The sequence below is a fragment of the Sphingobacterium litopenaei genome (assembly GCF_014692495.1).
Taxonomy (GTDB): Bacteria; Bacteroidota; Bacteroidia; order Sphingobacteriales; family Sphingobacteriaceae; genus Sphingobacterium; species Sphingobacterium litopenaei.
On the sequence record NZ_JACOIJ010000014.1, the window covers coordinates 77,344 to 83,867 of the forward strand.

The window sequence follows — 6,524 nt, forward strand, 5'->3', positions numbered from 1 at the left end:
ATGATATTAAATAAAATATGGTGACAAAAATACACAAATTGTCACCATTATTCGTGCGAATGGGAAATAAGGATGACAATTGACATTCGTATTACTTCGAGAACCTTATACTTGAGGTGTACCGCAGCGCGTAAAATATTTGTAGTACCAAGTATCTTTTAAATTGGAAATTACCACGCCTTGCTTCGTCGATACATGCACAAATTTGTCATTATGCAAATAGATGCCTACATGATCTATTGTTTTTCCTCCAAAAGAAAAGAAGACTAAATCTCCCTCTTTTAATTGGTCGTCGTATTTGCGCTTGACAACTTCTGCCATATCACGTGAAGAGCGAGGCAAAGTTTTGTGATAAACCTGTTGATAAATAATACCTACAAATCCCGAACAATCTATACCATCTTTATTTTGTCCCCCTAAACGATGAGGACTGCCAATCCATTCGTCAATAAATTCATAAAGATTTTCATTCAGCTCTTTCGGATTCGTATTCAATAATTCCGAATAATATTGCTTGATATTCGCTCTTTTACCTACTGAAGGTTTTTCTATCGCGGATTTAGTTGATCCAGAAACTGTAGATTTTCTTTTCGCTCCACAGGAACTGAATATCAGCAATACAAAAAATGGAAGGAACAGAATACGCAATTTTCTCATAATTATTGTTTTGATTACTAATCTACAAGTACCAATATAAAATAAGTAATTCTTTTTATCCACATTAGTTAGCTATTTTTGCGGCATGAAACGATTACAAGGTGCGATAGCGGTATTTGTAGGGGCAGCCAGCTTTGGTGTACTATCTACTTTTGTGAAGAAAGCGTATGCAGCGGGATTCTCTCTAGGCGAAGTGACAGGAGTACAAGCCTTATTAGGTATGTTAATATTGTGGATATTGTTCGGGTTGATGAAGGGCGGAAAAGCTGACTTTTCAAAATATCCACGACATACAGCAGCATGGAAGATCATGTTAGCAGGTGTATCTACTGGAGTAGTAAGTGTGATCTATTACAAATGTGTACAATTAGTTCCTGCTTCCATTGCTATTGTATTGTTGATGCAATTTATTTGGATTGGAGCATTAATAAACTTTCTTGTTTTTAAGCAAAAGCCAAATAAGAAACAGACAATAGGCATAGTTTTAATCCTCATAGCCACTTTATTTGCAACAGGTGCATTAGAATCTTCTATTCAAGATATATCACCTTTAGGAATTTTGTATGGATTACTTGCTGCTTTAGCCTATTCAATTTTTATCATGGTAAATGGAAAAGTTGGCAACGATTATCCCCCTGTTCAGAAAAGTGCCCTAATGGTGACTGGAGCGTGCATAATGATATTTGCCGTATTACAACCGTTCTCACTTTTACAAACTACTGTAGATTTTCAGATTTACAAATATGGAATATTATTAGCCGTATTTGGAACAGTACTTCCTCCTTTTCTATTCGCTTTCGGGATGCCTAAAATTGACTTAGCACTAGGCAGTATTTTGAGTGCGGTGGAATTACCTGTAGCCGTAATGATGTCTTATTTTGTATTACATGAAAATGTTTCCGTCATACAATGGTTTGGTGTTGCATTTATCTTGGCTGTCGTAGTTTGGATAAATTATAGAAAGAAGTCAGAGCCTTTACAATAAAGTAAAATGTCATGCTTCACTGTACTCTGCATGACATTTTACTAAAAACTAGTTTCTAACTAAATCATTACTTTTCATCAAAGCTTTAGCATTTTCAGCTATTTTGATAAATTCAGCCCGGTAACCTTCATCGTCTTTACCTTTACTTTTTTTCGCACGCTGGATTAAGGAATCAAAATTTGCTTGCTGCTTGTGCGAAGAATTGCGCAACAACATCCCCAATTCAGCTACTGCTGTCGCAAAATTAAAATCCTCACTCATCGGCTTCAACTCATTATACAAAACTACTTGTTCCTGAAGTTTAGATTTTTCACCTTGAGGATCTTTATATCTGAATTTAACAGTTGCTAATTCTGTAGAATAATTGGAAACAGTCTTTGTCTTATTCTCTTGGTATTTCAACGGATCAACATTCCCGACTTCTTCGCTTTTCACTCCTACTGGAATAATGTCATAGATAGCCGTTACCACATGACCGACGCCCATATCTCCACCAACTTTCTTATCATTGTTAAAGTCTTCGGCTTCCATCAATCTGTTTTCATAACCTACTAATCTATAATATTGAACATATTTAGGATTGAATTCCACCTGAATTTTCACATCCTTAGCCACCGTAAACATTGTTCCACCAAACTCAGAAATCATTGCCTTGCGCGCTTCTGAAATATCATTGATATATGCATAATTACCACGCCCTTTATTGGCCAATAATTCCAATTTACTGTCTTTATAATTTCCCATTCCATACCCTAGAATCGAAATATTCACGCCTGACTCCCGTTCTCTTTCAATTAATTTTTCCATATCCGAATCACTGGATGCTCCCACGTTGAAATCCCCATCTGTAGCCATTACAATTCTGTTGTTTCCATCTTTTAAGAAATTTTGACGGGCAATCTTGTAAGCCATTTTCAATCCATCCCCTCCTGCAGTCGAACCTCCCGCTTCTAATCCATCAATTATTTCTTTAATTTTCATCTTTTGATCTCCTGAAGTGCTTTCCAAACGTACCTGCGCATTGCCAGCATAAGTCACGATAGCCACTTTATCCGTGTCACGAAGCTGATCTACCAATAGTTTTAAAGAAGATTTTACCAAAGGCAACTTATTCGCATCGTACATCGAACCCGACACATCAATTAAGAACACAAAATTCGATGCTGGTAGATTGTCTTTTGAAATATCTTTAGCTTTTAAAGAAATGCGTAATAGCTGGTGTTTGGCATTCCACGGTGATGTAGCTAACTCTGTTTTAATTGCGACTGGATTATCCCCTTTTGGCGAAGGCATATCGTATTGAAAATAATTGATCATTTCTTCGACACGGACTGCATCCACAGGAGGTAAAGTTCCCTGATTCAAAAAACGCTTTACGTTATTATAAGAAGCAACGTCCACATCTGCTGCAAAGGTGGAAAGTGCCTCTTTCAGAGGACTAATAAACTTATTTTCATCAAAACCTTTGTAAGATTCTGTGTTCTTTTCTACTCTACCTATTCCTCTAATCATTAAATTGCTACTATTCCCAACACTATTATATGCTCCAACAACTCCAGCAACTCTACCTTGTAAAGCAGAAACACTACTAGTAAGATTTTTTTTGGCAACAGGAGCATATGCTACTACTGCCACTTCATCTATAGCCGTATGCAATTGTTCTAATGATATTTGGAGGCTTTCTCCATTTTTGACAACATATTCCAATGTTTTATAACCTAAAAACTCAAAACGTAAGGTATCTCCTTTGAAAGACGAAATGGAAAACTCTCCCTTTTCATTGCTCAATACATGTTTTTGTTTTGTTGATTGCACAAATACACCTGCAAGAGGATCTTTTGAATATTTATCCGTTATAGTGCCTTTAATTTCGATCAAACTTTGGCCATTTGCTACTATAGCAAATAGAACCATACATATTATTAGTAGCCTTTTCATATTGAATCATTATTTAATTTTCCTAACGGATGCAGAAAAAATGAAATTTCCATAATCAAGAAAAAAAAATTATTTTCATGCCGATTATGAAACTAAATGGCTCATCCCTTTCCAAAGAATCTGATGAATCCTTGTTGGAAAAATATACTTCCAGCGAAGATTTAAATGTTTTGGGTGAGCTATATACGCGACATAGCGAGATGGTGTATTACGTTTGTCTTCGTTATTTTAAGGATGAAGAGAAAAGCAAAGACGCCGTAATGCAACTTTTTGAACAACTTATAGTCAAAATAAAAAAGCAGACCATTCAAGATTTTCCGAAATGGTTATATGTCGTAGCCAAGAATTTTTGTTTGATGGAATTGCGGTCTTCAAAGAAGATTGAAATTTCTACAGACGAATTTGTGGAATTTCCGACTAATCTGCATCCACAAGAAGACTATGCAGAAAAAGAGGAACGATTATCGCAGCTAGAAAAGTGTATACAGAAACTTCCCGAAAAACAGCGCATTAGTATTGATTTATTTTTCATCAATCAAAAGTGCTACAAGGAAGTGGTAGAAATAACAGGATTCTCGATGAATGATGTGAAGAGCTATATTCAGAATGGGAAAAGGAATTTGAAAAATTGCATGGAGAAATCGGATGAGCAAATATAGTAAAGATATAAATTACTTACGTCAATATGTGAATGGCGAACTCACTCATACAGAAATGTATGAGATCGAGCGTGCTATGCATGAGGACGAAATGCTCATGGATATCATCGAAGGTTTGGAAACTGAAAAATTTTTAAAAAGCTCTATTCCTACAGCAGATTTGCAGGCTAAGATTAAATCCCGAACTACCACAAAAAAATCTGTCAAGATATTTACATTGAAGAAACTATTTGCAGCAGCTTCAATTATTGCAGTTCTTTCATTTGGGGTTATATATTTTCTAAATACGACCCCAAAAAATGATGTTATAGTAAATACATCTTTTGAGAATACACAGATTGAGGAAAATACGGAAGTAACCCGTATTGTCCCTGATTCTTCCTTAATAGCTTACAAACAGGAAGAAGCAAATGAAGAGGTGGCAGAAAGTCAAAATAGTATCAAAAGAGAGAAAAATACCAATAAACAACAAACTCTTGATCCCAAGAAAATAATGGTTTATTCGGCTAAACCTAAGATGCAGGTCGTCATAGAAGGTCCAAAATATGTCAATAGAAATACCAATGATGTTGAGATTATTACGACATATCGAGGTGAAGTCAAACCAACGCAAACTGAAATACTATCTTCAAAGGTTGGTTCTATTTCTACTGAACAAGCTACTTCTTCATCATTAGCAAAGACACAAGCCGATCTACAAAGATTAGATTTAGATCCTCAAACAAAAGCCAATCTATCCGCAGTATTAGCCCGTCAAGCGCAAGAGAATAGAATGGATATAAAAGAAAAACAGACTGAAAACTCCATAAGTGAGGTGTTAATAAATGGTAACGCCTTAGCAAACAAAAACTTTGGAGATTCTAGAATCATATCATCCTCTGATGCTATTGAGGCCCTCGCTACAAAAACTATTCAGAATGGGAATCCTTCGAACGGATGGACATCATTTAATTCTTATATAAAAGAACAGCTTAGAAAAAAAGGTTTTAAAACTTATAATGCAAATATATCCTTTGATTTAGATTTGTTGATGCGACCTACGAATATTGAAGTAAAAACATCTTCTAATCCAAAGATGAATGCTATTCTTATTGAATTGCTGAAAAATGGACCTACTTGGGAGAATAAAGATCCTAACCATCCTATTTTTATCCGAATAAGTTCGGAAGAAGCAAAAAAATAATAATTGCTCCTTCCGAAAATTTATCTATTATTGAGTTGCCAACCGAATAGGTAACGAAAATGCCACCCGTACCCTTTGACCATTTTGGATACCAGGATTCCATTTTTTCGCTGTTTTCAGCAATTTGATAGCTTCATTTCCTGTCCCGTAGCCCATATCTCGTTCCACTTCAAAAGAACTTAAGCTTCCATCTTTTTCGACTACAAATTTCACTTGTATCAGTCCTTTGACTTCATTATCAAGAGCAGACTGAGTGAAGGTATAGTTTTTAGAAATCCAATTTATAAATTCCTTCATTCCACCAATCGGTTCAGGCATAATCTCTACACTGGTGAAAGGTTCATTACCATAGGCATTAGTGCCATCTACATCTCCTGTCGATTTTCCCAGAGTTCCTCCATCTTGTTTTTTAGTGCCAAAAGTTCCTCGAGTAATCAACTCTCCTCCCTTCTGTCCTTTCGCATTGAAAGAAGCTAACAATTTATTCTTATCTAAAACTTCCGTCTCTGTAGCGATTTCTTCCGAGGTCTTTGTCTTATCAGTTGGATTTATTTCAGTGTATTTCACCAAATCTCTAGCTGAAACATCTTTTGCTACTTGCTGTGCTTTTTCTTCCTTCGGTTCCGGAGTAATAATTTCTTCTGGCAATTCTAGCTCGGGAGCTACTTCAAAAGCTGGACTAAATTCTTCTTTTACAATCATTAAATCATTTCCATCTGATTTGCTGACGAATGATATTCCGCACAAGCCACCTACTGTCGCTGCAACAATCAATAAAGCCATATTTGTAGCTTTTCCTGACATTTGTCGAAGTTGATAAGCACCGTATTCTTTATTGCGATTGGCAAATACTATATCTGTCCAATCTTTTGAGAAAATCAATGATTTAAAAAACATCATAATAGAGCGATTTAATAGTTTATATTTGTTATTTATCAATATGATGTTTATCGCGATTGATTTCCATAAAAAAGAGGCCGTCTCAAAATAATTGAGGCGGCTTTTTTAGTTTTAAATGAATCCGTCATGGTTTGACTACCTTGTGAGCAAAGAGTTCATAATATTTCAATATTTAGTTCAAAATATCAAAAAGCGGTCTTTT

Annotated in this window: 6 protein-coding genes; 3 read left to right on the forward strand and 3 right to left on the reverse strand. The window is 35.6% G+C overall.

Going from position 1 to position 6,524, the window contains the following annotated elements; genetic code table 11:
• Nucleotides 1–105: 105 nt before the first annotated feature.
• Nucleotides 106–657, reverse strand: a complete 552-nt coding sequence (locus H8B04_RS09090) for a C40 family peptidase (protein WP_165292241.1) — start codon at nucleotides 655–657, stop codon at nucleotides 106–108.
• 85 nt (nucleotides 658–742) lie between these two features.
• On the opposite strand from H8B04_RS09090, the gene H8B04_RS09095 reads away from it, so the two are divergent.
• The gene (locus H8B04_RS09095; RefSeq protein WP_165292240.1) at nucleotides 743–1,642 is read left to right on the forward strand and encodes an EamA family transporter; all 900 of its coding nucleotides are present in this window, start codon (nucleotides 743–745) and stop codon (nucleotides 1,640–1,642) included.
• Between the two features lie 48 nt (nucleotides 1,643–1,690).
• On the opposite strand, the gene H8B04_RS09100 is transcribed toward H8B04_RS09095, so the two are convergent.
• Nucleotides 1,691–3,580, reverse strand: a complete 1,890-nt coding sequence (locus H8B04_RS09100) for a vWA domain-containing protein (RefSeq protein ID WP_190302142.1) — start codon at nucleotides 3,578–3,580, stop codon at nucleotides 1,691–1,693.
• 86 nt (nucleotides 3,581–3,666) lie between these two features.
• On the opposite strand from H8B04_RS09100, the gene H8B04_RS09105 reads away from it, so the two are divergent.
• Nucleotides 3,667–4,239 (forward strand): RNA polymerase sigma factor, encoded by a 573-nt coding sequence (locus tag H8B04_RS09105; RefSeq protein WP_317170651.1) that lies wholly within the window; start codon nucleotides 3,667–3,669, stop codon nucleotides 4,237–4,239.
• A complete protein-coding gene (locus H8B04_RS09110) occupies nucleotides 4,226–5,422 on the forward strand; it encodes a hypothetical protein (protein WP_165292237.1) in 1,197 nt (398 codons plus the stop codon). Before H8B04_RS09105 ends, H8B04_RS09110 begins: the two co-directional genes overlap by 14 nt.
• Nucleotides 5,423–5,449: 27 nt before the next feature.
• Here the strand turns inward: H8B04_RS09110 and H8B04_RS09115 are convergent, their stop codons facing one another.
• Nucleotides 5,450–6,322: an energy transducer TonB gene (locus H8B04_RS09115; RefSeq protein WP_190302143.1), complete on the reverse strand. Its 873-nt coding sequence runs from the start codon at nucleotides 6,320–6,322 to the stop codon at nucleotides 5,450–5,452.
• Nucleotides 6,323–6,524: the final 202 nt, after the last annotated feature.